Here is a 22,244-nt window from a genome sequence, read left to right on the forward strand (position 1 = left end):
CAGGATTTGATAATTCCATTTTATGGAACCATAGAATATTCCTGTCTATCCGACGAGCTGCTGGCAATATCGTCCAGCATATCGATGCTGTCCGAGACGATGCATACCCAGGATCCCGCAGATGAATTATTCCCAACGCATGATGATGTTAAGCCCCCCTTATACGCAAAGTTCAATAATAAATATCCGCGCACTGGTTTCGCAATATTGACCGGTACTAGAGTGAGCAAACTGTCGGTTATAGCCCGGGATATTTGTCATTAATGGAGAATACCTCCTGCGACATATGACCGTCCTGAATGGCTTAACTATTCCGCACTCGCATATTTACAGGTGGTTGTATGAAAAAAATCAGAGCGTTCCATTTTTCTTTGTTGGCCAGTGCATTAGCAACCGCCTGCGGAATGGCTCACGCCGCAGAGAATACCGCTCAGGCTTCGCCTGCCGATGCGCAAAAACCGAATATCGTCGTGATCTTTGGTGACGATATTGGCTATTCAAATATCAGCGCTTATAACCAGGGCGTCATGGGTTATAAAACCCCGAATATTGACAGTATTGCGAGTGAAGGCGCTAAGTTTACCTCTTATTATGCCGAGCAAAGTTCAACCGCAGGTCGTTCTGCATTTATTACCGGGCAGATGCCGTTCCGTACCGGATTAAGTAAAGTGGGTATGCCTGGCGCACCGCAGGGTCTGCAAAAAGAGGACCCGACAATTGCTAACATCCTCAAACAGCTGGGCTATGCCACCGGTCAGTTCGGTAAAAACCATCTCGGCGACCGGGATGAATATCTGCCAACCGCCCACGGTTTCGATGAATTCTTTGGCAATTTATATCACCTGAATGCCGAAGAAGAGCCGGAAAATCCAGATTATCCGCACGATCCGGCGTACAAGAAGCAGTTCGGCCCGCGCGGCGTGCTCAAAAGCACGGCAGATGGCAAAGTAGAAGATACGGGACCGCTCACGACCAAACGTATGGAAACCGTTGATGATGAGTTTCTGGCCGCGAACAACGACTTTATGACCCGCCAGGTGAAGGCCGGAAAACCTTTTTTCACCTGGCTGAATACCACCCGAATGCATTTTAAAACCCACCTGAAAGAGGGCAGCATCGGTGCCACCGGCCTCGGTACCTACGCCGACGGCATGGTCGAGCATGATAAAATGGTCGGTGAGGTTCTGCAAAAAATCAAAGACCTGGGCATCGAAGATAACACCATCGTTATCTATACCACGGATAATGGCCCGAGCCTTGCGCTGTGGCCCGATTCCGGCATGACGCCATTTCGCGGTGAAAAAAACACCGGCTGGGAGGGCGGGTTCCGCGTCCCGGCGATGATTCGCTGGCCGGGCCACATCAAGCCAGGCACCGTTATCAATGATATGTTTGCCAGCTATGACTGGTTTCCAACGCTCATCGCCGCCGCCGGCGACACCGGCATCAAACAGGAACTGCTGAAAGGGTATAAAACCCCGAGTATCACTTACAAAGTTCATCTGGACGGGTATAACCAGCTCGACTTCCTGTCCGGCCACGGTGCCGATCAACGCAAAGAGTTTTTCTACTGGAGCGATGACGGTGACCTGCTGGCCATGCGCTACGGCCGCTGGAAAGCCCACTTTATGATTCAGGAACATACCGGCATGGATGTCTGGCGCTACCCGTTCCTTAAACTTCGCGCACCGCAGATATATAACCTTGAAATCGATCCCTATGAAAAAGGTGATATCGGCAGTGGCTACGATATGTGGGCGCACGACCGTTTATTCCTGATGGGCGGAGCGCAGAAATATGCCAGGGAAATGCTGGCCACATTCAAAGCATTCCCGCCGCGCCAAAAACCGGGGTCATTCACTGTCTCTGATGCCTCAACGATGTTGGAAAAAGGTTCCAGCCTTAAAAAATAATCTTCCCCGCGTCACGGCATAAACACTGAATACGGAGCGAATAGCGAACGCAATCCGCTCTGTATTTTTAGCGTTGGTTTATGCGCGTTATGCGTCTTTGCTTCTGGAGCATGTCATGAAATCCCCCCTCTCTCTCCCCATAAAGGTCTTACCGTCCGCGGAAAAATACGCCGGCGAAGGCCCTGAGTACCGACGCCGCTTCCACGTCATGGCGAAGCCTACCGGCGCTACCTGCAACCTGGATTGCACCTACTGTTTTTATCTGTCAAAAGAAAACTTGCTCCATCAGAACCGCCACACTGGCATGAGTGACGAGGTACTGGAAAATTTTATTCGTCAATACATCGACGGACAGGATGGTGAACAGGTCGTATTCTCCTGGCAGGGCGGCGAACCGACCTTGATGGGCCTCGCGTTTTTCCGTCACGTCGTCCGCCTGCAGAAAAAGTATAAAAAACCGGGTCAGCGCATCGAAAACGATCTGCAAACCAACGGCGTATTGCTGAACGACACCTGGGCCGAATTCCTGAAAGAACATCAGTTTCTGGTGGGAATCTCAATTGATGGTCCAAGAGAGCTCCACGACCATTATCGCGTGACCCGCAGCGGCAAACCGACGTTCGATAAAGTCATGGCGGGAGTGGATGCCCTGAAACGCTACGGCGTGCCGTTTAATGCACTGGTCACCGTAAACCGGACGAATGCCCGTTTCCCGCTGGAAGTCTATCGTTTTATGACCCGCAAACTGGGCGCGACCTACATCCAGTTTAATCCCTGCGTGGAGCCCGTTGATTTCAAACACAGCGCGCCGCAGTTCGGCGATCAGAACGGGTTCCCCGTCATTGGCAGCCCGCGTGCACGTCCTGGTCCCCCCGACGCTATTGTCACCCCCTGGTCCGTCGACCCCGTAGAATGGGGAAAATTCCTCATGGCGGTATTTGAAGAGTGGGTCAACAATGATTTGGGCCGCGTGCAGGTCAACCTGTTCGAAACTGCCGTTGCACAGACGCTGGGGATGCCCGCGCAAATGTGTACCAGCGCTGAATTTTGCGGTAAGGGGCTCGCCATGGAGAAAAATGGCGATATTTTTACCTGCGACCACTATGTCTACCCGGCGTATCAGACCGGTAATATCGAACAGAACACGCTGGCCCATCTGGCTTTCTCCGAACGTCAGCAGGCGTTTGGCATGGGGAAACGCGACACGCTACCGAAATACTGCCTGGCATGCCCCTATCTGCACTTGTGCTGGGGAGAATGTCCGAAAAACCGCCTGCTGAGCACCCCCGATGGCGAGCCGGGGCTGAACTACCTCTGCCCCGGTATCAGGGCTTTCTTTAACTATGCTCAGCCCATTCTGGTGGGGATCGCGACGTTGCTGAAGCGCGAGTTCACCGGAGTCACAGCATGAACCTCAGAGAGAAGCTGCTTCGGCTTGAACAACGGATGAATACCCAGGTGCTGGGCCAGGAAGAACTGGTACGTATGCTGATTATCGCCCTGCTCTGCGACGGACATGTTCTGCTGGAAGGGCTGCCTGGCCTTGCGAAAACCCGTGCGGTTCGTGAGCTGGCCCGCCAACTGGAAGGTGAGTTTCGCCGGATTCAGTTTACGCCGGATCTGCTGCCCTCTGACATCACCGGCAGTGAAATCTATCAGCAGAATGCGACCAGCGATGACCAGCGGTTCCGCTTCCGCCCTGGTCCGGTGTTTGGCAATATCATCCTCGCCGATGAGATTAACCGGGCATCGGCCCGCGTGCAGTCTGCCTTGCTGGAGGCAATGGAAGAGCGCCATGTTACCGTCGCCGGGAAGAGCTGGCCGCTACAGGGCGTGTTTATGGTACTGGCGACACAAAACCCGGTCGATCAGGAGGGTACCTGGCCACTGCCGGAAGCTCAGTTGGATCGTTTTCTGCTGAAAGTTCAGGTTGGCTACCCATCCAGAGCCCATGAGCTACAGGTGATGCGGCTGGTTCGCGCCGAGCTGCAGGCCAAATATCCGGCGCTCACGCAGCCTGATACCCTGGCAGCCAACGACCCGTTCACCCTGACACAACAGGAGATAGCTGCCAGTTGGCAGGCTATTTCCGCTATCTATGTCGCGCCGACAATCGAAGAGTATATCGTCAGTCTGAGCCGTGCCAGCCGCTCTCCTGACGCGATTAGCGAATTACTCGCCGGCTATATTCATACTGGTATCAGTCCGCGTGGCACCCTCGCGCTAGAGCGCTGCGGTCGGGCACAGGCATGGCTTGAAGGCCGCGATGCCGTGCTACCCGCCGATATTCGCCGCGTTGCCCCGGCGGTGATGCGACACCGCCTGATCCTGAGCTACCAGGCGACGGCCGACAACCGTTCGCCAGATGATGTGGTGAATATGCTGCTTGACGCTGTGGTGGCGTGATGGACGCAGGACTACGCGTTAACCGGGCGGCGCTGCTGGCCCTGGCCCACGATGCGCGGCTGATTGCCGCCCCGCCGGGACAGACGCCGTCCGGTCCGCTTGCCGGCGAGCGGATGGCGAAACAACAGGGGCGTGGGCTGAATTTTGACAGCCTGCGTCGTTATCAGGCAGGCGACGACGTGCGCCTGATAGACTGGCAGGCCACGGCGCGCCAGAGCTCGACATGGATCCGGCTCTACAATGAGGAACGCGAGCGTCCGGTATTTTTGCTGGTCGATCAGCGTCTCGATATGTATTTCGCCACTCGCGGGCAAACCAAATCGGTTGCGGCGGCCAAAACTGCCGCACTCCTGACCTGGCACAGCGTTCACGATGGCGACCGCATCGGTTGTCTGGTCTTTAACGACACCGATATGGCGCTGCAAAAATGCCGACCTCCGCGCGGCGCACTCAATGCCATCCTTGATGATCTGCTGATTTACAACCGGCGCCTGCCTGAGCAGTATCCGAACGAACCCGTGACAACGGTCTCGCTTGCCAGCGCCTTACTGCGCGCCAGCCCGGCAATTCCCAGCGGAGCCTGGGTTGCGGTACTCAGTGATTTTCACGATATTGATCCCCGCAGTGCAGCCCTGCTGTCAGGGCTCCGCCGCCGCTGCGAAGTCAGCGCCTTTATTGTGCTCGACGAGGTCTCTCAGCGCCTGCCTTCCTCGGGCACGCTGACGGCAATATATCAAGGTAATGAGACAACATTTACGCTCTCCGGCAGCCTGAAAAAAGCGATTACACAGCGCGTCAGCGCTCACCTGACCCACCGGGAGCGTTGGCTGACGGGCCTGGGTATTCAGGTAAACCATCTGTCGGTCGCGCAGGATCTGGTCTCACAGCTATGCAGGTATCGAAATGGTTGAGAAAGGATTGACGGTCCCCGAGCTGGCAACGCCAGCGTTGCCCCCTTCCGTCTCCTGGCTACCTCTCCCTCCAGGATGGTGGGTGCTGGGGACCTTTTTACTGCTCGCGTTCGTCATTTACCTGATTTTCCGCGTTGCCCGCTGGCGTCGCAACCGCTGGCGACGTGAAGCGCTGGCGGCGCTGTTATGCCCTCACTCCGTGGACGGCTGGACAGGACTGATCCAGCGGATCCTGCTGGTGCATCAGCCGCGTAAATTGGTCAGCCGCCACGTGACAACAGACTCTTTGCTTCAGCAGGTGCCGTTGGATAGCGACCTGCGCCAGGCGATAAGCGCCAGGTACTGCCAGAGAAATAACCAGCTCGATGCGGATCAGACATCGCGGCTGCGTCAGCAGCTCAGCCACTGGTTAAAGGTGCTACCCGATGTCTGAACTATTATCCCGCGTCGATTTTGCCTGGGTTTGGGCCTGGGCCATTTTACCGCTACCGCTGCTCAGCCGCTTTCTGCGCAGACCGGATCAGCCGCGCAGAGAACGCGTACGCGTTCCCTTGTTGCCGATGTTGATCGGTGAATTAACGCCGGATAGCCCGCCCGCTCGTAGCGACTGGCGACACGGGACCTTGTTCTGGCTCATCTGGACGCTGCTCGTTTGTGCACTGGCGCAGCCGCAGTTCCTGACACTTCCGCAATACACCCGCAGGCCTATGCGCGATATGGTGCTGATTCTGGATGTCTCCGGCTCCATGGGCAAAACCGATGTTCAGGAGGGAGTTACACGTTTGCAGGCGGTTCAGGATTCGGTGCGCAAATTCGTTGCCGCGCGCCAATCGGATCGGACAGGGTTGGTCATTTTTGCCAGCCACGCCTGGCCTTTTGCACCGGTGAGTGAAGACAAGCGGGCGCTCATTACGCGCATTAACCAGCTCACGCCAGGGATGATCGGGCAGCAGACGGCGATCGGCGATGCGCTCGGCGTGGCGGTGAAGATGCTTGATTCTGACCCACATCGCGATGCCAGCAAGCTGGCAATTTTGCTGACCGATGGACATGACACCGCATCGCAGCGCCCTCCTGAGCTAACGGCCAGGCTGGCGGCGGCCCACCATGTACAGGTGCACACCATCGCCTTTGGTGACCTGAACGGCGAAGATAACGGTCGGTCCGCGGCCCTGCTGAAAACTATCGCCAGCACGACCGGCGGAAAAAACTGGACGGCGGCCAACTCGGGAGCCGCCCTCGACAGCGTCTGGAGAGAGATTGACGCGCTCGCGCCGGTCGCAGTGAAAAGCCTCGGCTGGTCCTGGCATCAGCCGCTGTTCGCCTGGCCATTAGGCGCGGCCATGTTTCTGCTGTTAATCCCCCCGCTAGTGCGGCTGATAAAGGTGAAACGCGGATGAGCAACCTCCATTTTATTTACCCGTGGCGGCTGTCTGGCCTGCTGATCCCGGTCCTGCTTTGGCTGTGCCCTCGAACGCCAGACAGCGCCTGGCGGTATATCATGGACCTGCCTTTTGCGCAGGCACTGATCGTCGGGTATACGTCGCGTCGGGCTCAGATATTACCGTGGCTGTTCGCACTGGGTGTTATCGCCCTTGCCGGGCCCGCGTGGGAGCGCGAGTTTCCGACGGCGCTGGCGCCAGAAAGCAACGTGATGGTTATCCTGCAACAGGATCCGGCAATGTATGCCCAGGACCTCCCCCCAAACCGAAATGAACGAATGCAGGAAAAAATCAGCGAATTGGTGGCGCGGACTCCCGGTACACGCTACGGTCTGGTGGTCTACAGTCACCAGGCATTCGTCACTACACCGCTAACGCAAGACCCTCAGTTCTTCTCTCTGTTTCTGCATGCCCAAACGCCCTCGCTGATGCCGCAAGGCACAGGCTCCGGACTTAGGCAGGCCGTCGAACTGGCGCTCAATAATATGCCTGCCGCACCACGCAGTCTGATTCTGGTGGCCGATACGCTTTCTGCAGACGACGCGGCGTACCTTAAAAAACTCGATGCGCCGCTGCAAATCTGGGTACCCGGCACCGCCGCGGGTGGTGCGCTGGCGACAAACGATACCGCGCCCGGGGTTGATACTCGCCTGAACGTAACGCGCTTTAGCCACGTGCGCGATACGGGAATACCGCTGACGCTGGTGACCGCCGATCAACGTGACCTGAAGGTGATACGAAACCATATCCAGCATGCGATTGCCCGACAAAACAGTGCCCGCAGCGATCTGCACTGGAAAAACAGCGGCTGGGTGCTGATTATCCCGATGCTGGCCTTGCTCTTTTTCTTACGCAGCCAGCTGATTTACACGATCGTTATCCTGCCGGTGTTGTTCTGGTCGCCGCCAGGTGCAGCGGCATGGCTGGATGCGTGGGTCAGCCCGGACGTGCAGGGACAGCAGGCATTTGAAAAGGGAGAATATTTGCAAGCCGCCGGACACTTTCACGACCCGCTGTGGCAGGGCATCGCATGGTACAACGCGGGCAATTTCCCGGCAGCGACGGCGGCTTTCCGTGATGCCCCGCAAACAGCGGAGACCCTGCTGTGGCTGGGGAACGCACTGGCCCTGCAGAAAAAATGGCCGGAGTCTTTAAACAGTTACGATCGCGCCCTCAGCAAACGTCCTGACTGGAAGCTGGCACAAAGCAACCGCCAAAAAATTGCCCGCATCGTGATGCAGCTGAGGCAGCAGGCGCGTGAACAGGAACCTGGCGCTGATATGCCGGATAGCCCGGATGACATCGTCAAAGAGATGACAAAAGGTGAAGGCGAGCAGCAGAAAGATATTGGTATCGTGGGCAACGCTTCACCGCCGCTCACTGCGTGGTTTGATCATTTATCGATCTCTCCCTCCGGCCTGCTGGAAAACCTTTATCGCCTTGGCGCGCAGGAACAGCAGCCATGAGACACCTGTTCGCTGCGCTGTTAGCCGTCATCATGACGGCGGCGCTATCCTCTGCGCAGGCCGCAATGGATGTCAGCCGCGAAATCGTCGCGCCAAAAAATAGCGTTCCCGGCCAGCCGGTGACCGTTGCCGTCACTTACTGGACCGACTCCTGGTTTAATCCTCCGCCGGCATGGCCTGATTTTCCCGTCCGGAACGGCGAGTGGCTTGCTACACCACAGCCAAATCAGCTGCAAACCCGCCTGGAAAATGGGGTCCGCTGGAGCGGAATTCGTTTTGAACGCCAGCTGATAGTCTGGGATCAGGGTACGCTTCTGCTTCCTGCGGTGGATGTGACGCTCGACGCTGCCAGGCAGCCTCCCGCGACGGTGCATCTGAAGGCCCTTTCGCTGGCGGTAGCCTGGCCAAAAGGCGTTGAACAACCCGACCGTTTTTTACCGGCAAGCCATCTGACGCTGACTCAGACCATTACCCAATATCACACGGGGGATGATGCAATCCTGCGCGCAGGAGATGCCGTTGAACGCAAGGTGAAAGTGCAGGCGCAAGATGTTGCGCCCATGCAGATCCCGCAGATTCTGTTCGCGATCCCAGGCGAGAACAACCAGCAGCTGGCGCCCGAAACTCGCGTTGAAAAAACTGGCCGTGGCGATATCGCCGGCGTGGTCCACATCGAACGTCTGCGCTATCTGCCGACGAAAGCAGGCAAGCTAACGCTCCCTCCCGTCAAATTACGCTGGTGGGATAGCGACCATCAGCGGTGGCAGCTGGCCACACTGCCCGGCCAGATCCTGAACGTTAGCGCTGCGCGTGCTGCCGGAGAAGAAGCGACGTTATCCGGCCACGCTGAAGCTGATAACTGGCCGTGGATTCTGGCTCTGCTTACGTTCGGTGGGATCGCGTTCATCACGTGGGTCACCCGTCGCTCTTTGCGTTATCGCGCACTCTGGGTCACACATCGCTGGCAGCATTTCTGGCGCCCGGTTTCCCTTGCGGAACTTGCTCCGCCCCACAGAAAAAAGCGATGAATAAAAGCCAGCGAACGCGTGTCGCTGGCCGCATCATGATGCCTTTCAGCTTCGGGGTTATCCTTTACGCACCGGCGGTCTTTTGATCATTCAGACAATCTCGCACAGGATCTTTTGGCAGCACTCCGCTCTCAATCTCATCCATGATCAGGCTGGCCAGATTATCCATTTGATGGACCTTGCCACATTTGACAATAATCTGCCGCGCGTTGTCATACCCCGGCGCCCACAGGCGGTTGTTCATAAGCACATCTTTATAGATAGCGACCAGCGGTTTTCTCCACGCCGCCGCCATATGCACCACCGAGGTATCCGGCGAGATAATCAGATCGGCATCGGCAATCAGCGCCATCGCATGATGCAGCGTCTTAAAGGGATTAACGCACACCCTTTCCGGCAACGGGAGGCGAATTTCATTGCGGTGATCGAGCAAGATTATCTGCAATCAGGGTACGCGGCTTGCAGTTTGTCGATGATGGATGATAGCTGTGCCTGCGACAGGCTGCGGTCCGCATGGCCGGCAAAAATATTAATGATTACCTTGCGCCCGGTAAACCCGGCCAGGTACTGGCGAGTTTGCTGATAAATATCCTCGGGAATATGCAGGTCATATCTCTCCAGATATTTTTTATCCAGATTCATATGGTCGGCGATAAATGCATAGGTCTTACTGACGTGCCAGTTTTCACAATCAAAATCAAAGGATTTTGTATAATGATTAATAGAAGTCCATTTATTAAACCCTAGCACCGACTTTGCTTTTATTTGCCGCAATAACAACATCCGGTGTATGGGCATATCGAATAAAGAGGGATCGATAACGATGTCATACTTATTATTCGCAAGCTCATTAATAACTGACTTAGGAACATTGTGCGTAAATTTTCGCAGAAAATCGCCAGAGTCTACATTTTCTGCTTCATAGATCCGCCGAATCCCCGGATGATAGCGCATCACCTGGCTGTTCGATTTTGTCAGCAGAAAATCGACGATGAACCCTGACTCATGAAGGCATTTAACCAGCGCAGAATCAACCACCACATCCCCTATAGCGCCTTCATTGCGCATCAGCAGTACCGTTTTCGCCGATGATAAATCCGTCTCGCAACGCGCATGGCTATCCCACAGCGTTTTCGCAATATAAACACGTAATGCGTTACGAACCCTTTTTGTAAAATAATTACGGCGTCTGTTAAGTTCCCTTATTTTTTTAAACTTCTTCGGGGATACCCGCACCGCTGTGTTACCCATCATCATACCCTCGTTACCACAATTAACAGCACTCCTGTCGGTTTTGTTAAGGACTCAATAAAATGGGAAAAGTTCTCTTGATTAATAAATTCTTTCCATTTTCTTTACTTCCACATATTGGTTACGGACAAATTGAAGACAAATTGCGTGAATTATGAATTAAATGCGAAGATTCCTATAAGACCGCGTGTATTGTGTCGTTATTCCTGACGTTTATATTTCTCTGCGGGCATCATGCCGTTTCGCTATGGCCCCTGAATTAATGTTTGCCATACAAGAAATCAGCCTCTTCGGCCGTCGTCGGGTTCTCATCCAGGGTGAAGAGGATTATGCTGGCTGCTTTGCCATGATGGAAAGACAGCGATGAACATGCCGGAAAAACCTAACACTCACCGCCAGCTCCTCGAGCTGCTTGAAGCGCACCAGGCGCACTACCGCGTCGTGGAACATGATGCCGTGGGCAAATGTGAAGCCGTGTCAGAAATTCGCGGTACCGCTTTGGGTCAGGGAGCAAAAGCCCTGGTCTGTAAAGTCAAAGGTAACGGCGTTAACCAGCACGTACTGGCGATCCTGGCCGCCGACCAGCAGGCCGACCTGTCACGTCTGGCGCAGCATATTGGCGGCAGTAAAGCATCGCTGGCCAGTCCGGCGGAAGTCGACATGCTCACCGCCTGTGTTTTTGGCGCGATCCCTCCGTTCAGCTTCCATCCGGATTTACGCCTCGTTGCGGATCCGCTGCTGTTCGATCGCTACCCTGAAATTGCCTTTAACGCCGGCCAGCTGGATAAGTCAATCATCCTGAATACCGAGGATTATTTACGCATTGCCCGCCCCGAGCTGGTCGCCTTTCGCCGCGAAGCCTGATGTCCGTTTTACAGCGCGCCGCCGGCTATCGTTATGCAGATGCCTGAAAACACCGTCTGAGGCCAAAAAAAGCCTGTCGACTCACGCTATTACGCGTAAAGTAGGCAGGCTTATTATTTTGGCAAGGATCCCCCCTCATGTTCGATACAACCCTGTTTATTCTGCTGGGGCTGGCCGCGCTGGGTTTTGTTAGCCATAACACCACCGTGGCCATTTCTATCCTCGTTTTAATCATCGTTCGCGTCACGCCGCTCAACGTCTTTTTCCCGTGGATTGAAAAGCAGGGGCTGACAATCGGCATTATTATTCTGACGATTGGCGTGATGGCGCCCATAGCCAGCGGTACGCTTCCGCCGTCAACGCTGCTGCATTCGTTCGTCAACTGGAAGTCGCTGCTGGCAATCGCCGTAGGCGTGTTTGTCTCCTGGCTGGGCGGGCGCGGGATTGCGTTAATGGGGTCGCAGCCGCAGCTGGTGGCCGGACTGCTGGTCGGTACGGTTCTCGGCGTAGCGTTGTTCCGTGGCGTACCGGTCGGCCCGCTGATCGCCGCCGGCATCATTTCCCTGTTTATCGGGAAGTCGTAGCCAGGCTCGCCAGATAGCGCCCTGGCGTCTGACCCAGGCCCTTTTTAAACATGGTAATAAAAGCGGTCGTCGAGTCATACCCCAGCGTTTGCGCTGTCTGCTGAACCGTTTGTCCGCGAATCAGCATTTGCAAGGCAAGGATTAGCTGCAACTGATGCCGCCAGCGGCGAAAGCTCAGTCCGGTCTCGCGCACCACCAGCCGCGCCAGATTGCGGTCGCTCATCGCAAATTCGGCCGCCCACTGCCCTAGCGTCTGCCAGCGGGCCGGATCAGCGGCCATCAAATCTGCCATCTGGCGAATCTTCGGATGCGCGGATACCGGTAATTGCAGGTGCTCCTGCGGCTGCTGCGGGAGCTCATCGAACAGCACCTGTACCAGCCGCTGGGTCGTTTGCTGGGCGAACGCCGCCCCGCTTCGCCCGGCAAGCGTCAGAATCAGCTCGCGAACCAGTGGGGAAATTTTTAGCGTACAGCAGTGCGCCGGCATCGGCGCAGCATCGGGCTCAATAAACAAGAAACTGATTTGCGCACCCGGCGTGGCCCGGTTGCTGTGGGGCATCTGGCCAGGCACCCAGACAGCATACTGCGGGGGCACCATCCACATGGCGTTTTCCACCTCGCAGGTCAGTGCGCCGTGTAAGGCGAGGATCAGCTGGCCTTTGCGATGTTGATGGCGAGGAATAAACTGCTCGTCTTCCACCACCTGGATGCGAAAAGCGAGAGCCGCTTCGTGGCCGCTGTCCGGATCGTAGCCTTCCAGGCCGAGTCCAATCATCATTTTGTCCGATATGAGCGATAATCTGTCATTTTAGCTTGATTTAAACCTTCGGCAAACGCGCTATTGTAGCCGCCCTGTTTACTCGTCAGAGAATGCCATGAGTTCTGTTCTGCCATCTCCCGGCCGCCGCCCCCTACTGCTGATTGCCGGGATTTTATTGATTGCTTCCACGCTCCGCGTGACCTTTACCGGCGCCGCTCCGCTGCTGGACGCTATTCGTGCCGGCTACGGTCTCTCCACCGCACAAACCGGGATGCTCACCACGCTACCGCTGCTGGCCTTTGGCCTGGTTTCGCCCCTGGCGGCAGGCATCGGTCGTCGGCTGGGTATTGAGCGCAGCCTGCTGGTCGCGTTAATTCTTATTTGTCTGGGGATTGCATTGCGTTCGCTCCCTTCCGTCGCGCTGCTCTTTGCCGGTACGGCCATCATCGGCTGCGGAATTGCGCTGGGTAACGTTCTGCTGCCGGGCCTCATCAAACGCGACTTCTCACAGCATGTTGCCAGAATGACCGGCGCCTATTCGCTCACTATGGGCGGAGCGGCCGCACTGGGTTCGGCGATGGTGGTCCCGCTGTCGCTCGCCGGTTTTGGCTGGCGCGGCGCACTGGTTATGCTGATGGTCTTCCCGCTGCTGGCGCTGCTGGTGTGGTTACCGCAAACGCGTAGACCCGCGACCGCGCCGCTTACCGGCTCCGGTGCCCTGCACAATCGCGGGATCTGGCGCTCCGCATTGGCCTGGCAGGTCACGCTGTTCCTCGGCATCAATTCGCTGGTCTATTACGTGATTATCGGCTGGCTGCCGGCCATTTTACAGAGCCTTGGCTACAGCGAAGCTCAGGCTGGTTCTCTGCATGGCTTGCTCCAGTTGGCCACCGCTGCCCCTGGGCTGGCTATTCCGCTGATCCTCCACCGGCTGAAAGACCAGCGCGGTATCGCTATCCTGGTTGCACTGATGTGCGCCATCAGCGCCTGCGGGCTATGGTTCTGGCCTGGCCAGGCGGTGGTATGGACGCTGATCTTCGGTTTCGGCTCGGGGGCGACCATGATCCTGGGACTGACGTTTATCGGCCTGCGCGCGAACTCCGCGCACCAGGCGGCGGCATTGTCGGGTATGGCGCAGGCCGTCGGGTATCTGTTGGCCGCCTGCGGGCCTCCGCTGATGGGGAAAATCCATGATGCCAACGGCGACTGGCATATTCCGTTGATCGCCGTAGCCGTGATTTCAGTGGTGATGGCGCTGTTCGGCGCCCTGGCCGGACGCGACCGGGAAATAAACGGATAGCAATTCGGTAAGCCGCCATCCAAACGGCGGCTACGCTTTCCCCGGTCGCGCGAGCGTCCGGGGTCATACAGCAAAGTGCCTCACATTGGCCCGATATTAGTGGCTCGCCGCATGTAAAAACGCCTGCACCAGCGGAGACGGACGCCCTTCCAGCGCATGGCGCTCATGCTGGAATAAGGTGGCCACAAAAAACGGATGCGTGACCAGTTCTACCGCGCGAATCTCTCCCTCTTCGTCCCAACCCGTCACCCGCAGATCGCCCTGCTCCAGTTCACGGGCGAAGCTATCAGCAATACCGTAGTTGCAGTGGTAACCCTCTTCGATGTTATCGCGACCATACGCGCGGGCAATCAGGGTATGGGCACGCAGTTCAATGGTGTCCGACTTTTCCACCAGCGAGCAGCTTAGCGGCGCAATCACCATCCGTCCTTCGGTGTCAGTCTCCGCATGTGCCGCGTCCTGCCAACCCATCACGTTACGCGCATATTCGATTATCGCGTGCTGAAAACCACCGCAGGTTCCCAGGAACGGCACGCTGTTTTCGCGCGCGTGGCGAATTGCGATAAACGCACCTTCGGCATTTTTGTACGGGCTGGCAGGTACCACCCAGATAGCATCGTAATTTGCCAGCGCTTCGGCATGTTGGATATCACGGGTAGCCAGCCAGTCATAGCGTATGGGCAGCTCGAGTACGGCAGCGGCATCGTCGATAGCCAGGGGAATAGCTTTATGGGCAATCACGTCAGGATTGTAGTCGCCAACCAGGGCAATACGCAGGGGGGTGTTCATAGCAGGATCCTTATGTCAGAGCGATTTTCGGGCAACACAAGGAGCCTCAGATTAGCGATCTCCTGCGCGGAACACAATCCCTATTTTTACCGGAGCAGATAGCCTTTAGCGATGTTAAGTCACCTTCCGTTCGGGTAATTTCCGCCCGCAGGCGTTATTGTATAGCGCAGAGAAAAGATGATGGACGGCCTATGAAGAGCAAAATTCTGGTTAGCGCCTGCCTGATGGGGTTTCAGGTTCGCTATAACGGCAGCGATAAAGCGCAGCTTACCGACGCCCTGGCGCGCTGGCAGCGGGACGATCGGCTCGTGATTCATTGCCCGGAGCTGGCCGCCGGGCTACCGATCCCCAGACTCCCGGCCGAAATCCTTCACGCCCAGGGCGCGGAAGTGATGCGCGACCGGGCGCGTATTGTGGAAAGTGATGGTCAGGACGTCACCGCCCATTATCAGCTGGCCGCGTGGCTGGCCCTGCGCGCCGCACAGGAAGCGGGCTGCAATGCGGCCCTGTTAACCGACGGTAGCCCAACCTGCGGCAGTCAGTTTATCTACGATGGGACGTTTAGCGGGCAGCGCAAGCCGGGTTCAGGCGTAGCGGCGGCCCTGCTGCGCGAACACGGGATTGCGGTTTTTTCCGACGGACAGCTTCCCCAACTACTTGCCTGGATGAATCAAAGAGAGAACTGCGATGATCCACTGTAAACGTGTGTACGATCCGGTAGAGCCCGGCGACGGTTACCGTGTCCTGGTCGACCGACTCTGGCCGCGCGGGATAAAAAAAGAGGCTCTGCGCTACGATGAATGGTGTCAATCGCTTGCGCCGTCTTCGGCGCTGCGTAAAGCGCTGCACGGCGAGACCATCGATTTTGCCAGCTTCAGTCAACTGTATCGTGAAGAACTCGATGCCCGGCGTGACGAAGGGTTGCGTCTCGTCGGGCTGGCGCGTCAACAGACGTTAACCTTGCTGTATGCCGCCAAAGATACCCGGCAAAATCATGCGCTGGTGCTGGCGAACTGGCTGGAAAATCTGTTGTGACAACACGCTATCTATGACTTCGCGGGATGGTCCCGGCGCCATAACGCCCATTCATCAATAGTTTCACCGCCGGGAAGTTTACAGTCCGAACGCACGCCTTGCGGTGTCTGAACCGGGATCAGGCTACCGCCTTTCTGAGTACAGTAGACGGAGGCCGGATTAGCCATACCGATAGACTGCGGCGGCGGCGGGGCATCTTGTTGCTGTGCACATCCGGCCAGGGCCAGCGGCAGCATAATCGTCATCCACTTCATTTTGTTTCCTTCTTTGAACAGAGCGCACATTAGCCCTGATTCTTCATGGTTTCTCCATTTTAACTACACTTTTGCCCCGTAGAGTAGCGCTTGTTCTCGAATTGACCAGAGAACAGATCATTCCATAATCAATGAGTTTTCCCCGTCGCCCCCGACGGGGCTTTTTTTTCCCCGCTGCGATCGCAGGTATTCCCTTAACTAATGTGTTAAATTTGTTGTATCTATGTTTACTCTTCGCGGGTAGCCGTTTTCCAGCACACATGACTGGCGGTCATGCCTCGCGATCGGGAGCCGTACATTCATGTCAGATTTTATTCTTGCCCGTGTCTCACAAACGCTTGCCAATGAACATTCCCTCGAAATGTTAGTCCGGCAGCTGCTTGAGATGCTGGAGCTTGTGACCAGAATGGAGTCGACGTATCTGACTCGTATTGATTTAACAGCGCAGCGTCAGCTGGTTCTCTACGCGCATAACAGCAGTGAAATGAAAATTCCGGAAGGGTTTTCCGTGCCGTGGAATGAGTCGCTGTGCAAGCGCGCCATCGACGATAACTGCCAGTTCAGCAACGATGTTAACAACCGCTGGCGGTCATGTATTGCTGCCCAGGATCTGGGAATTATCACCTTCTTCAGCATTCCCGTGCGCCTCGCCGACGGCTCGCTGTACGGCACGCTGTGTGCAACCAGCCGCGATAAGCAGCCCTACAATCTCGAAGGTGAGCAGGTGATGGCGCTGTTTGCCAATTTGATATCGCACTATATTGAAAAAGAGACTCTGGTCGAGCAGCTACGTGCAGCCAACGTCGCGCTGGAAATGCACTCCTACACCGACGAGCTGACCGGCTTAGCCAATCGCCGGGCGTTGTTTAAGCATCTGTCGTCGATGTTTCCCCGCGAGCGCGAGCAGCAGCGTAGTATGTTGATGATTTTTATCGACCTTGATGATTTTAAAGCGATAAACGATCGCTTCGGCCACCCGTGCGGTGACAGCTTTTTGATTCAGATTGGTGAGCGCTTAAATGCGCATATTCGCAAGGAAGATCTGGTGGGACGCCTCGGCGGTGATGAGTTTTTAGTTGTCGGGACCGGGCTGGACGTCGTGCAGCAACAGGCCTTTGTGACCACCTTGCGGGATGCATTACGTGGGGTCTATTTCCTCGGCGGACACCGAATTAACTATCCCGGCGCCAGCTTTGGCGTCATTGAGGTCAATCCGCAGGCTCAGGACGTCGAAAGTGCGCTGCGTGCAGCGGATGACGCCATGTATCAGGATAAGAAGTCACGCCGGAAAGAAACCTTCCTGAATATTGATTAAAACCTAGTGACAATATCCAGTATGATAGCGAGGTTTTCCACTCAGCCGCTCTGATTTCCTGTGGCGGCTGGCGGGCATTTTGGCATCACCGTTTTTTTAGCTTCAGGGGCAACATCATGAGATTGGGTATTCTTTTCCCGGTGGCCATATTTATCGTCGCCGTTGTTTTTCTCGGTTGGTTTTTTGTCGGCGGCTATGCGGCTCCGGGCGGCGCATAATGAAAAAAAGCACCATTTTGATGATTATCATCGCGATCGTGGCCCTGGCAGGCGTTCAGTTCGGCTGGTGGTAGCGGCGGCGGCAGAGTATCGTCCTGTCAGCGCATTATTGCGGAATTATCCTATCTACTCAATAAGTTAACTCTATAGACTCACTTCATCAGCCGATTCCGCAAGCCCATTGCCAGCGGACGGAGGACAACCGGAGAAGTGAGAAATGAAAAAACCGATCGTGTTACCGTTGATTCTTGCGCTATGCACGCTGTTATCGGGATGTATTGTTGACGATGGTTATCACCACAGGCACCACCACCATCATTATGATGGCCGCGGCTGGTGACAGAAGAATTAAGCAGGGCGAACGCGCGTTCGCCCCGTAAGCCTCAATCCTGGCGGTCAGAACCTAAAAAGAAGAAGCCCAGCGGAATCGAAAACAGAAGCGTGAACACGATACTGTAAACGGTCACCATTGCCCCCTGCAGGAAAAACATCGATGTCGTCCATTCGGAGTACGGCATATTGTATTCGCTGACGACCCCACCGAACGTTGCACGCCCCACCACGGTTAGCGCGATGGCAAACACAATCCCTATCGACAAGAAAAATTTCTTGCTGTTTTTATTGCTGATGAGTTTTTGCAGAATCATCCGGGTTCCCTTTTCTCTGACCGATAATCGGCTGTATATGTAACATTAATGCAATAAAAATTGAAGGGTTTTTGTTACAAGGCAGCGGATATTACTATCAGGCCGAAAGCACTGCCGGCCCGCATTTTACGATTGCAAGGTTGCCAGACGTGCGGCAAAACCGACAAAGACCAGGCCAATCAAACTGTTGCCAATTTTTGCCAGCTTCTTGCGGGTTTTCACATAGCGCGTCACGAACGAACCGGAGAGGATCAGGAAGCTCATATACATAAAGCTAATCACCTCCAGCGTCAGTGCCAGAATAAAGAACGCCAGCCCCGGAGTTTGCGCATTAACGTCAATAAACTGCACGAAGAAAGAAACATAGAAAAGGATGGCTTTTGGATTGGTCAGGCTGAGCGTCAGCGAGCGTTTCAGAATCGCGCTCCCTGGTTCTGCACCGGCATCGGCGTGCCCTTCCCGCTGGGTCAGTACGGAATAGAGCATTTTACCTCCCAGCCACAGCAGATAAATCGCCCCCAGATAGCGAACGATATTAAACAGCACCGGCGTGGTCTTAATCAGGGTCGCTACGCCGGCAAAGGCCAGCAGCATCAGCACCGCATCACCGATAAACACGCCAGCCGCCGCCAGATACCCTTTTTTAACGCCGTGGGCAATACCGGTTTTAAGGACAAAAAAAGTATTAGGGCCGGGCACCAGGATGATAAAAATAGCCCCGACCAGATAGGTCAGATAGTTCAACACACCAAACTCAGCGAACACGCTGCACTCCTTCGCTTTCAACAAAAAACATGATCGCGCTCACGTTAACGCAACTGCCACGATTTTGAAAGCGCTTACGGTGCTTGTTGACTTAGTAGAGTGAGCCTTCGCCCAGCGGGCGGGTTTTGAAACGCCGATGGACCCACAGGTATTGCTCCGGGGCACGCAGAATTTCTTTTTCAATAACCCGGTTGATATAGCTGGCCGCATCCTGCTTATCTTCGCCCGGATAGTCGCTCAGCACGTCGCTGATGTATAAGGTGTAGCCCTTACGGTCCATTTTGCGCACCATGCTGATGCTCAGCATCTTGGCACCGGAGAGGCGCGACAGGACATAGGTCCCGTTTGTGGTCGCCGCCTGCGGCACGGAGAAGAATGGCGCAAACACGCTGCCTTTCGGGCCATAGTCCTGATCCGGCGCGAACCAAACTGCTTCGCCGGCTTTCAGCGCATGCACCAGACCAGACAGATTCCGGCGATCGATCATCGCTTTATTCGAACGCAGACGCCCACGGGTTTGTACATATTCCATCAGCGGGCTGTTATGCGGGCGATAGGTTGCCATCATCGGACGGCACAGACCCATGGTACGGCCGCCAAGCTCCAGCGACATAAAGTGGACGCCGACAACCATCACCCCCTGCCCCGCGCTCAAGGCTTTGCTCAGATTGTCAAAGCCTTCAACGTCGAACCATTTTTTAACCCGCTCATCGCTCCAAAACCAGGCCATCCCGGTTTCGATAAGCCCCATGCCCAGCGACATGAAATTCTGTTCGATCATCTTTTCGCGTGCTTCCGGCGTCATATCCGGAAAACAGAGTTCGAGGTTGCGTCTGGCAATATGCTCCCGGCGTTTGAGGAAACGACGTGAAGCCTTACCCGCGCTGGTGCCGATGGTGTGTAACAAAGGATAGGGTAGCTGCACGATTAACCAGAGAATGGCAAGGCCAAACCAGGTCCCCCAGTTGCGAGGGTGCAGAAGACTTTTATTAAAAGCGCAGGGCATGATTTTTCCTGTAAACGTCTATAAATGAGGTAACGCTTAAGGAAAAAACGAAGTCCCTTCATCAGTCGTTAGGCGGTACGTATAGCAACTATGACAATAGTAATCCGGCTAAATTCACTCCGGCAAGTAAAAAATACCCCCGCGATGAAAAAAGCATAATAACCTCATAGTTGTAACAGAATGTAAAATAAAAAAGAAGATCTTATTACAAATATTTACTGTAGCAACCCTTTCTGCGCTAATTATTGCGTTCCGCTGATTGCACATTATTAAATCAATCGACGACCATCAGCGCCCCGCGCCTTCACAGCCCTTGCCGCCACTGGCCGGATCCCCCCATGCGACCCTCGACCTCTCAGCCTTAACAGCCCGGCTGCAAAAAGTATAAACTTCGCTTAAAAATTCACGGCAAAAAATATAACTTTTCTCCATACGCCAGCCTTAAGACATATAAAAATATCATACAACGTATCTTTTCATTCCTTTGCTATATATCAAATAAGAATCACCTTATTTTATAAATCCGTGGGATGCCTGACGCTTTCTGAAAATAAATCGCGCATTATTCGTTTATAACGAACAATTATCATTCTGTATCCACCAATCCTCGATGATACTCCGCCTGCTGCGCGGGCTACTGCCTGACTGGATGAGGTCAAACAATTTGTTAACTGCAACAATTACTTATTGAAATTATTCTTCTATCAGGCCATTTTTGAGCAGCATTTCAATTGTAATGATAACCATTCTCATATTAACATGCCGCCATTGATAACCTGCTTTGAACCCGGTCATGTCTCAGCTTTCCGCCGCTACACCATTCACGCTTGCGTCATTGTATCAGGCCCATCACGGTTGGCTGAAAAACTGGCTCACCGGCAAGCTGCAATCTGCCTTTGACGCCGACGATGTTGCGCAGGATACATTTCTGCGCATTATGAGCGGCGACTCCCTGACGGCGATTCGCGATCCCAAATCCTTTCTGTGCACCATCGCCAAACGGGTGATGATCGATCTGTTTCGCCGCAACGCGCTCGAACGCGCGTGGCTGGAAATGCTGGCTCAGCTTCCTGAAGCGCTGCTCCCCTCACCGGAGGTGCAGCACATCCAACTGGAGACGCTGCAACAGATCGATGCCATGCTCGATGGCCTGAGTCGCAAAGCCCGCGAGGCTTTTTTACTTTCGCAGCTGGAGGGCCTGACCTACGCTGAGATTGCCGGACGCCTCGGTGTCTCGGTGAGTTCGGTGAAAAAGTATGTCGCCAAAGCGACCGAACACTGCCTGCTTTTCCGCCTGGAGAATGGCTTGTGAGCACCGCGTTGAGCGAGTCCCGCCGTCAGGCACTGCGCTCCGCATCGCGCTGGTACGCAGTATTAAGCGACGGCCGAACCAATCCGCAACAGGAGGCCCGCTGGCAGCAGTGGTATGAACAGGACCACGATCATCAGTGGGCGTGGCAGCAGGTCGAAAATCTGCGCCAGCAGATGGGGCAACTCCCCGGCGACCTCGCCAGCCGAACGCTTAACGACAGCCGTCTGACCCGCCGTCAGGTCCTGAAAGGTTTGATGCTACTGGTGAGTGCGGGCGGCGGATGGCAAATATGGAACAGCGAACTGGCAGAGGGATTTCGTGCCGATTACCGCACGGCAAAAGGGATGCCGCTGCGACAGACGCTTGCCGATGGCACCCTGCTTACGCTCAATACCGACAGCGCCGCCGATGTGCGCTTTGACGCCCGTCAGCGCCTGGTACATTTGCGCTATGGCGAAATAGCCGTCACCACCGCTCGCGATAACCAGCAGCGACCGTTTCGTATTCAGACCCGCGACGGTCTGCTCACCGCGCTGGGCACGGCGTTTACCGTTCGCCAGTTTCCCCGCGAAACGCGCCTGACGGTGCAGCAGCACGCCGTCGAGATCGTGCTCTCCACGGGACAGCGCAAGATTGTCCACGCGGGTGAAAGTCAGTGGTTTACCCGCGATGCCTTCTCTCTCCTCCAGCCGCTGAACAGCAGCGATACCAGTTGGACGCAGGGGGTCCTCAGCTTCCGCGATCGGCCCCTGCAGGAGGTCATCGCGACCCTGTCCCGCTATCGCCCCGGGCTCTTGCGCTGCGATCCCGCCGTAGCCGGTTTACGCCTGAGCGGTACCTTTCCGCTGGGCAACACCGATGCCATTTTGCACATCATCGCGCGTACGCTGCCGGTAAAACTGCAGTTTGCCACCCGTTACTGGGTTACCGTCGTCGCGGCCTGATAAAAAAGATAAAAAATTCTCATTCTCCATTGTC

At 55.4% G+C, this 22,244-nt stretch carries 24 protein-coding genes and 1 pseudogene; 18 read left to right on the forward strand and 7 right to left on the reverse strand.

Annotated elements, in window-relative coordinates; all coding sequences use genetic code 11:
* Window positions 1-341: 341 nt before the first annotated feature.
* The 8 genes from ACMYSK_RS08665 (at window position 342) to ACMYSK_RS08700 (ending at window position 9,166) form a co-directional block, all read left to right on the forward strand.
* Window positions 342-1,913: an arylsulfatase gene (locus ACMYSK_RS08665; protein ID WP_434641898.1), complete on the forward strand. Its 1,572-nt coding sequence runs from the start codon at window positions 342-344 to the stop codon at window positions 1,911-1,913.
* Window positions 1,914-2,028: 115 nt separating this feature from the next.
* A complete protein-coding gene (locus tag ACMYSK_RS08670; protein ID WP_434641900.1) occupies window positions 2,029-3,324 on the forward strand; it encodes an anaerobic sulfatase maturase in 1,296 nt (431 codons plus the stop codon).
* The gene (locus tag ACMYSK_RS08675; RefSeq protein ID WP_434641901.1) at window positions 3,321-4,319 is read left to right on the forward strand and encodes an AAA family ATPase; all 999 of its coding nucleotides are present in this window, start codon (window positions 3,321-3,323) and stop codon (window positions 4,317-4,319) included. The genes ACMYSK_RS08670 and ACMYSK_RS08675 overlap by 4 nt, the downstream gene beginning before the upstream one ends.
* Window positions 4,319-5,230: a DUF58 domain-containing protein gene (locus ACMYSK_RS08680; protein ID WP_434641902.1), complete on the forward strand. Its 912-nt coding sequence runs from the start codon at window positions 4,319-4,321 to the stop codon at window positions 5,228-5,230. Before ACMYSK_RS08675 ends, ACMYSK_RS08680 begins: the two co-directional genes overlap by 1 nt.
* Window positions 5,223-5,663, forward strand: a complete 441-nt coding sequence (locus ACMYSK_RS08685) for a DUF4381 domain-containing protein (RefSeq protein WP_434641904.1) — start codon at window positions 5,223-5,225, stop codon at window positions 5,661-5,663. Before ACMYSK_RS08680 ends, ACMYSK_RS08685 begins: the two co-directional genes overlap by 8 nt.
* On the forward strand, window positions 5,656-6,630 hold the full coding sequence (locus ACMYSK_RS08690) for a VWA domain-containing protein (RefSeq protein WP_434641906.1): 975 nt from the start codon (window positions 5,656-5,658) through the stop codon (window positions 6,628-6,630). The genes ACMYSK_RS08685 and ACMYSK_RS08690 overlap by 8 nt, the downstream gene beginning before the upstream one ends.
* The gene (locus ACMYSK_RS08695) at window positions 6,627-8,138 is read left to right on the forward strand and encodes a vWA domain-containing protein (protein WP_434641908.1); all 1,512 of its coding nucleotides are present in this window, start codon (window positions 6,627-6,629) and stop codon (window positions 8,136-8,138) included. The genes ACMYSK_RS08690 and ACMYSK_RS08695 overlap by 4 nt, the downstream gene beginning before the upstream one ends.
* A complete protein-coding gene (locus tag ACMYSK_RS08700) occupies window positions 8,135-9,166 on the forward strand; it encodes an oxygen tolerance domain protein (RefSeq protein WP_434641910.1) in 1,032 nt (343 codons plus the stop codon). The genes ACMYSK_RS08695 and ACMYSK_RS08700 overlap by 4 nt, the downstream gene beginning before the upstream one ends.
* A 64-nt stretch (window positions 9,167-9,230) precedes the next feature.
* On the opposite strand, the pseudogene ACMYSK_RS08705 reads toward ACMYSK_RS08700, so the two are convergent.
* Window positions 9,231-10,420, reverse strand: a pseudogene (locus tag ACMYSK_RS08705) (glycosyltransferase family 9 protein).
* Between the two features lie 360 nt (window positions 10,421-10,780).
* Here ACMYSK_RS08705 and ACMYSK_RS08710 point away from each other — a divergent pair.
* Both ACMYSK_RS08710 and ACMYSK_RS08715 read left to right on the forward strand, forming a co-directional pair.
* Window positions 10,781-11,281 (forward strand): YbaK/prolyl-tRNA synthetase associated domain-containing protein, encoded by a 501-nt coding sequence (locus tag ACMYSK_RS08710; protein ID WP_434641912.1) that lies wholly within the window; start codon window positions 10,781-10,783, stop codon window positions 11,279-11,281.
* A gap of 137 nt (window positions 11,282-11,418) precedes the next feature.
* Window positions 11,419-11,865 carry a DUF441 domain-containing protein gene (locus tag ACMYSK_RS08715; RefSeq protein ID WP_434641915.1) on the forward strand — a complete coding sequence of 149 codons (447 nt, stop codon included), beginning with the start codon at window positions 11,419-11,421 and terminating at the stop codon, window positions 11,863-11,865.
* Here the strand turns inward: ACMYSK_RS08715 and ACMYSK_RS08720 are convergent.
* Window positions 11,849-12,643, reverse strand: a complete 795-nt coding sequence (locus ACMYSK_RS08720; protein ID WP_434641918.1) for an AraC family transcriptional regulator — start codon at window positions 12,641-12,643, stop codon at window positions 11,849-11,851. The genes ACMYSK_RS08715 and ACMYSK_RS08720 overlap by 17 nt on opposite strands.
* Window positions 12,644-12,740: 97 nt before the next feature.
* On the opposite strand from ACMYSK_RS08720, the gene ACMYSK_RS08725 reads away from it, so the two are divergent.
* Entirely contained in the window at window positions 12,741-13,925 is a 1,185-nt protein-coding gene (locus ACMYSK_RS08725) for a CynX/NimT family MFS transporter (RefSeq protein ID WP_434641921.1), read from the forward strand.
* Window positions 13,926-14,021: 96 nt separating this feature from the next.
* On the opposite strand, the gene ACMYSK_RS08730 is transcribed toward ACMYSK_RS08725, so the two are convergent.
* Window positions 14,022-14,714: a CTP synthase C-terminal region-related (seleno)protein gene (locus tag ACMYSK_RS08730; protein ID WP_434641923.1), complete on the reverse strand. Its 693-nt coding sequence runs from the start codon at window positions 14,712-14,714 to the stop codon at window positions 14,022-14,024.
* A gap of 191 nt (window positions 14,715-14,905) precedes the next feature.
* Between ACMYSK_RS08730 and ACMYSK_RS08735 the strand changes: the two genes are divergently transcribed.
* The gene (locus ACMYSK_RS08735) at window positions 14,906-15,415 is read left to right on the forward strand and encodes a DUF523 domain-containing protein (protein WP_434641926.1); all 510 of its coding nucleotides are present in this window, start codon (window positions 14,906-14,908) and stop codon (window positions 15,413-15,415) included.
* Window positions 15,402-15,749: a DUF488 domain-containing protein gene (locus ACMYSK_RS08740; RefSeq protein WP_434641929.1), complete on the forward strand. Its 348-nt coding sequence runs from the start codon at window positions 15,402-15,404 to the stop codon at window positions 15,747-15,749. Before ACMYSK_RS08735 ends, ACMYSK_RS08740 begins: the two co-directional genes overlap by 14 nt.
* Before the next feature lie 11 nt (window positions 15,750-15,760).
* Here the strand turns inward: ACMYSK_RS08740 and ACMYSK_RS08745 are convergent, their stop codons facing one another.
* Window positions 15,761-16,003, reverse strand: a complete 243-nt coding sequence (locus ACMYSK_RS08745) for a putative hemolysin (protein WP_434641931.1) — start codon at window positions 16,001-16,003, stop codon at window positions 15,761-15,763.
* Between the two features lie 301 nt (window positions 16,004-16,304).
* Here ACMYSK_RS08745 and ACMYSK_RS08750 point away from each other — a divergent pair, with 301 nt between their 5' ends.
* From ACMYSK_RS08750 to ACMYSK_RS08760, 3 genes are all read left to right on the forward strand, one after another.
* A complete protein-coding gene (locus ACMYSK_RS08750) occupies window positions 16,305-17,318 on the forward strand; it encodes a sensor domain-containing diguanylate cyclase (RefSeq protein WP_434641934.1) in 1,014 nt (337 codons plus the stop codon).
* 116 nt (window positions 17,319-17,434) lie between these two features.
* The gene (locus tag ACMYSK_RS08755; protein WP_004101234.1) at window positions 17,435-17,536 is read left to right on the forward strand and encodes a YoaK family small membrane protein; all 102 of its coding nucleotides are present in this window, start codon (window positions 17,435-17,437) and stop codon (window positions 17,534-17,536) included.
* Between the two features lie 217 nt (window positions 17,537-17,753).
* Window positions 17,754-17,876 (forward strand): hypothetical protein, encoded by a 123-nt coding sequence (locus tag ACMYSK_RS08760; RefSeq protein ID WP_100684930.1) that lies wholly within the window; start codon window positions 17,754-17,756, stop codon window positions 17,874-17,876.
* 43 nt (window positions 17,877-17,919) lie between these two features.
* Here ACMYSK_RS08760 and ACMYSK_RS08765 read toward each other — a convergent pair whose 3' ends face one another.
* From ACMYSK_RS08765 to lpxP, 3 genes are all read right to left on the reverse strand, one after another.
* Window positions 17,920-18,183 (reverse strand): DUF2534 family protein, encoded by a 264-nt coding sequence (locus ACMYSK_RS08765; RefSeq protein ID WP_434641938.1) that lies wholly within the window; start codon window positions 18,181-18,183, stop codon window positions 17,920-17,922.
* Window positions 18,184-18,309: 126 nt separating this feature from the next.
* Entirely contained in the window at window positions 18,310-18,948 is a 639-nt protein-coding gene (gene leuE / locus ACMYSK_RS08770; protein ID WP_434641941.1) for a leucine efflux protein LeuE, read from the reverse strand.
* Window positions 18,949-19,039: 91 nt separating this feature from the next.
* Window positions 19,040-19,954: a kdo(2)-lipid IV(A) palmitoleoyltransferase gene (gene lpxP, locus ACMYSK_RS08775; RefSeq protein WP_434641943.1), complete on the reverse strand. Its 915-nt coding sequence runs from the start codon at window positions 19,952-19,954 to the stop codon at window positions 19,040-19,042.
* A gap of 793 nt (window positions 19,955-20,747) precedes the next feature.
* On the opposite strand from lpxP, the gene fecI reads away from it, so the two are divergent.
* Entirely contained in the window at window positions 20,748-21,266 is a 519-nt protein-coding gene (gene fecI, locus ACMYSK_RS08780) for a ferric citrate uptake sigma factor FecI (RefSeq protein ID WP_434641946.1), read from the forward strand.
* Window positions 21,263-22,210 (forward strand): ferric citrate uptake sigma factor regulator FecR, encoded by a 948-nt coding sequence (fecR, locus tag ACMYSK_RS08785; protein ID WP_434641948.1) that lies wholly within the window; start codon window positions 21,263-21,265, stop codon window positions 22,208-22,210. The genes fecI and fecR overlap by 4 nt, the downstream gene beginning before the upstream one ends.
* Window positions 22,211-22,244 lie beyond the last annotated feature (34 nt).

The sequence above is a fragment of the Klebsiella sp. I138 genome (genome assembly GCF_051131765.1).
Lineage (GTDB): Bacteria > Pseudomonadota > Gammaproteobacteria > Enterobacterales > Enterobacteriaceae > Klebsiella.

Excerpts from the sequence above, each read along its gene's own strand:
- ACMYSK_RS08695 (WP_434641908.1), top strand. The coding sequence starts at position 6,627 with ATGAGCAACCTCCATTTTATTTACCCGTGGCGGCTGTCTGGCCTGCTG.
- ACMYSK_RS08680 (WP_434641902.1), top strand. The coding sequence starts at position 4,319 with ATGGACGCAGGACTACGCGTTAACCGGGCGGCGCTGCTGGCCCTGGCC.
- ACMYSK_RS08745 (WP_434641931.1), bottom strand. The coding sequence starts at position 16,003 with ATGAAGTGGATGACGATTATGCTGCCGCTGGCCCTGGCCGGATGTGCA.
- ACMYSK_RS08700 (WP_434641910.1), top strand. The coding sequence starts at position 8,135 with ATGAGACACCTGTTCGCTGCGCTGTTAGCCGTCATCATGACGGCGGCG.
- ACMYSK_RS08665 (WP_434641898.1), top strand. The coding sequence starts at position 342 with ATGAAAAAAATCAGAGCGTTCCATTTTTCTTTGTTGGCCAGTGCATTA.
- ACMYSK_RS08755 (WP_004101234.1), top strand. The coding sequence starts at position 17,435 with ATGAGATTGGGTATTCTTTTCCCGGTGGCCATATTTATCGTCGCCGTT.
- fecI (WP_434641946.1), top strand. The coding sequence starts at position 20,748 with ATGTCTCAGCTTTCCGCCGCTACACCATTCACGCTTGCGTCATTGTAT.
- ACMYSK_RS08765 (WP_434641938.1), bottom strand. The coding sequence starts at position 18,183 with ATGATTCTGCAAAAACTCATCAGCAATAAAAACAGCAAGAAATTTTTC.
- ACMYSK_RS08735 (WP_434641926.1), top strand. The coding sequence starts at position 14,906 with ATGAAGAGCAAAATTCTGGTTAGCGCCTGCCTGATGGGGTTTCAGGTT.
- ACMYSK_RS08670 (WP_434641900.1), top strand. The coding sequence starts at position 2,029 with ATGAAATCCCCCCTCTCTCTCCCCATAAAGGTCTTACCGTCCGCGGAA.
- ACMYSK_RS08760 (WP_100684930.1), top strand. The coding sequence starts at position 17,754 with ATGAAAAAACCGATCGTGTTACCGTTGATTCTTGCGCTATGCACGCTG.
- ACMYSK_RS08750 (WP_434641934.1), top strand. The coding sequence starts at position 16,305 with ATGTCAGATTTTATTCTTGCCCGTGTCTCACAAACGCTTGCCAATGAA.
- ACMYSK_RS08720 (WP_434641918.1), bottom strand. The coding sequence starts at position 12,643 with ATGATGATTGGACTCGGCCTGGAAGGCTACGATCCGGACAGCGGCCAC.
- ACMYSK_RS08725 (WP_434641921.1), top strand. The coding sequence starts at position 12,741 with ATGAGTTCTGTTCTGCCATCTCCCGGCCGCCGCCCCCTACTGCTGATT.
- ACMYSK_RS08710 (WP_434641912.1), top strand. The coding sequence starts at position 10,781 with ATGAACATGCCGGAAAAACCTAACACTCACCGCCAGCTCCTCGAGCTG.
- ACMYSK_RS08675 (WP_434641901.1), top strand. The coding sequence starts at position 3,321 with ATGAACCTCAGAGAGAAGCTGCTTCGGCTTGAACAACGGATGAATACC.
- ACMYSK_RS08690 (WP_434641906.1), top strand. The coding sequence starts at position 5,656 with ATGTCTGAACTATTATCCCGCGTCGATTTTGCCTGGGTTTGGGCCTGG.
- ACMYSK_RS08730 (WP_434641923.1), bottom strand. The coding sequence starts at position 14,714 with ATGAACACCCCCCTGCGTATTGCCCTGGTTGGCGACTACAATCCTGAC.
- ACMYSK_RS08685 (WP_434641904.1), top strand. The coding sequence starts at position 5,223 with ATGGTTGAGAAAGGATTGACGGTCCCCGAGCTGGCAACGCCAGCGTTG.
- ACMYSK_RS08715 (WP_434641915.1), top strand. The coding sequence starts at position 11,419 with ATGTTCGATACAACCCTGTTTATTCTGCTGGGGCTGGCCGCGCTGGGT.
- lpxP (WP_434641943.1), bottom strand. The coding sequence starts at position 19,954 with ATGCCCTGCGCTTTTAATAAAAGTCTTCTGCACCCTCGCAACTGGGGG.
- ACMYSK_RS08740 (WP_434641929.1), top strand. The coding sequence starts at position 15,402 with ATGATCCACTGTAAACGTGTGTACGATCCGGTAGAGCCCGGCGACGGT.